This is a genomic window from Aestuarium sp., from assembly GCF_023253315.1.
In the GTDB taxonomy this organism is placed as follows: Bacteria; Pseudomonadota; Alphaproteobacteria; order Rhodobacterales; family Rhodobacteraceae; genus Marivivens; species Marivivens donghaensis.
Map to the genome: position 1 here is coordinate 1 of NZ_JALRGW010000076.1, position 1,447 is coordinate 1,447.

Consider the following 1,447-nt stretch of genomic DNA (forward strand, 5'->3'; position numbering starts at 1 on the left):
AATTCACGTGGGACAATTTCCAAGCGTCCGTCAACAAGGATTTGGCCGACGTTTTGGGCAACTTTGTCAGCCGTATCACCAAATTCTGTCGTTCAAAATTTGGAGAAACGGTGCCCGAGGGTGGGACATGGGGCGCCCAAGAACAGGCGGTCATCGCCGAATTGACCACCCGCATTCGCGCCTATGAAGGGTTCATGCAAGCAATTGAAGTGCGCAAAGCGGCCGCGGAATTGCGCGCGATTTGGGTGATTGGCAATGAATACCTACAATCGGCGGCACCGTGGTCAACATTCAAGGAAAACCCAGAACAGGCAGCGGCGCAGACACGATTGGCATTGAACCTGATCCGTCTTTATGCGGTGCTGTCTAGCCCGTTCATCCCAGACGCAAGCGCGACGTTAATGGCCGCGATGAAGTGTCAAGATGACACATGGCCAGACAATATCACCGACGCCGTAAATGTGCTGCCTGCAGGGCATGCGTTTGAAGTGCCCGATGTGACATTCCGCAAGATTTCGGACGAAGAACGCGAAGAGTGGCAAACGCGTTTTGCCGGAATTCGCGCATAAGTAACACGTCGGTATTACGTCGGTATTTTTACCGACGTTGCCGTTCTGGGATCCCCATAAACGATCACAGCAGTGTGTAATGACATTGCAGGATGAATGCGTTTAGTTTGGAGTATGCATAAGATGTTTAAAAAACCGATATTGGGCCTTATGTTTGTAACGGGAATTGGTGCGGCGTCGTTGGCGCTTGCGCATGGTGGTGTCAAAAATCCCATAGTGATGAAACGCATGATGCTGATGTCGAGCATGGCGGAAAACACCAAAATCTTGGGACAGATGTTGAAATCCCAAACCCCGTTTGATCCGGTTCAGGCAATGGCCGCGCTAGATGCGCTGTCCGATCTTGCGCATAAGACACCAGAGGCATTTAAAAACCCCGCCCAAGATCCGAAATCCGAGGCCAAATCCACCCTTTGGGATGAATTTGACACATTTACTGCGTTGTCTGACGACCTCATCCAGGCCACGGCGACGGCAAAAACTCAGCTAAAGTCCCAAACAGACCTTGGGCCAATTTTGGCGACGATCGGCGGACAGTGTAAAGCCTGCCACAGCAAATACCGCGAGAAATAACGCCCCCACCTGTGACAGATGGGGGCATTTAGTTTTAGACAAAATCAATGAACCTGTTAAATGGCATTTCGCGCAGCCGTTCACCGGTTGCGGCAAAGATGGCATTGGCCAACGCTGGTGCGGCGGGTGGCACAGGCGGTTCACCAATGCCGCGGATTTTTGGACCATTTTCCAAACCGCGCACCATGATTTCGGGCGCTTGGTACAACCGCATGCTTTCAAAGCTGTCAAAGTTGTCTTGATCCGCCGCGCCGTCGGTATAGGTGATTTCCCCCATAATTGCGTGACCCAAGCCCCAAATCACA

1 protein-coding gene and 2 pseudogenes are annotated in these 1,447 nt (G+C 52.0%); 2 read left to right on the forward strand and 1 reads right to left on the reverse strand.

Annotated features, from left to right (window positions below):
• Positions 1-569 (forward strand): annotated as a pseudogene (locus tag AC1QQ2_RS14190) (methionine--tRNA ligase); the annotation flags it as partial.
• A 123-nt stretch (positions 570-692) separates the two neighbouring features.
• Positions 693-1,142, forward strand: coding sequence for a c-type cytochrome (locus AC1QQ2_RS14195; protein WP_479713623.1), 450 nt, complete (start codon positions 693-695; stop codon positions 1,140-1,142).
• Positions 1,143-1,176: 34 nt separating this feature from the next.
• On the opposite strand, the pseudogene AC1QQ2_RS14200 reads toward AC1QQ2_RS14195, so the two are convergent.
• A pseudogene (locus AC1QQ2_RS14200) lies at positions 1,177-1,447 on the reverse strand (xanthine dehydrogenase family protein molybdopterin-binding subunit); the annotation flags it as partial.

Bases quoted from the DNA above. Each gene is read 5' to 3' on its own strand.
- AC1QQ2_RS14195 (WP_479713623.1), top strand. From the start codon at position 693: ATGTTTAAAAAACCGATATTGGGCCTTATGTTTGTAACGGGAATTGGT.